1 protein-coding gene is annotated in these 912 nt (G+C 41.4%); it reads right to left on the reverse strand.

Going from position 1 to position 912, the window contains the following annotated elements; genetic code table 11:
• Positions 1–243 precede the first annotated feature (243 nt).
• Positions 244–912 (reverse strand): IS4 family transposase (locus EDM52_RS24100; RefSeq protein ID WP_122911430.1); only part of this gene is annotated, 669 nt, incomplete at its 5' end.

Below are 912 nucleotides of genomic sequence, written 5' to 3' on the forward strand. Positions count from 1 at the left end.
ATGTACAGATGTTTTTTATAATAATTAAGCCCACTCGATATCACTTAGTTGTTGGAAAGGAAGAATTATTATTTTGTCCTTTATCACTAGCGTTGCATAAAAAATGTGTTTGTGATTTGTCGAAGTATTCTGAATGAAATCTTCAGCTTCCCAACCAAAAACGACAGCAACCAAGCAAAAGGTAGCTCTATCCATTTGGTAGTTTTATACATTTATTGCATTAGTGACAACGACAACCAACACCTAATTCCTTTTCTGTCGCCCTCTTGATGTTCGTTTGGACTGGTAATTCATTCTACCAATCCATTGTTCAAACGTTTGCCAGAGAAATACTTTGAGCCATCTGCTGATTTGCAACAAGCTGTGCTGACTGTTCTGTTCCAGTTTGACAAGGAGCAACAAACAGTAGGCAATGAGCGCGAGAAACACCTGGTTTCGCACTGCATTTTCACTCGTTCCGTAGAAGCTCTTGATCTTTACATGCTGTTTGATCCATTTGAAAAACAGCTCGATTTGCCAACGCCAACGATAGATGTCGCTTAGTTCTTCTGCTTCCAGGTCGAATCGATTCGTAATGATTCGAATGAGATTCCCTTTCGAATCAAGCGTTTCAATGAGTCGCAGCACGTTATCCACCCGTTTTTGTGGCGTTCCAAGAAGGATCATGGAATCCGATAAAACAGAGCTTTCTGAGCGTAATTTGAACGCATGAAGATGGCGGATTTCGGCGTTATCCTTCAGACGAGAAGCGAAAAAGACGCCTTTGTCCGTGTATTCATCAAATTTTTCGTAATCCACGTACCCTCGATCAAAGACGTACATGAAACCGCCCTCATCAATCAACGATTCCATTTGAGTGCGGTCATTGGACTTGGCACCCGTGATGGTTATTTTTTCAGGATACACATCCTC

Source organism: Brevibacillus invocatus (assembly GCF_003710915.1).
Classification (GTDB): domain Bacteria; phylum Bacillota; class Bacilli; order Brevibacillales; family Brevibacillaceae; genus Brevibacillus; species Brevibacillus invocatus.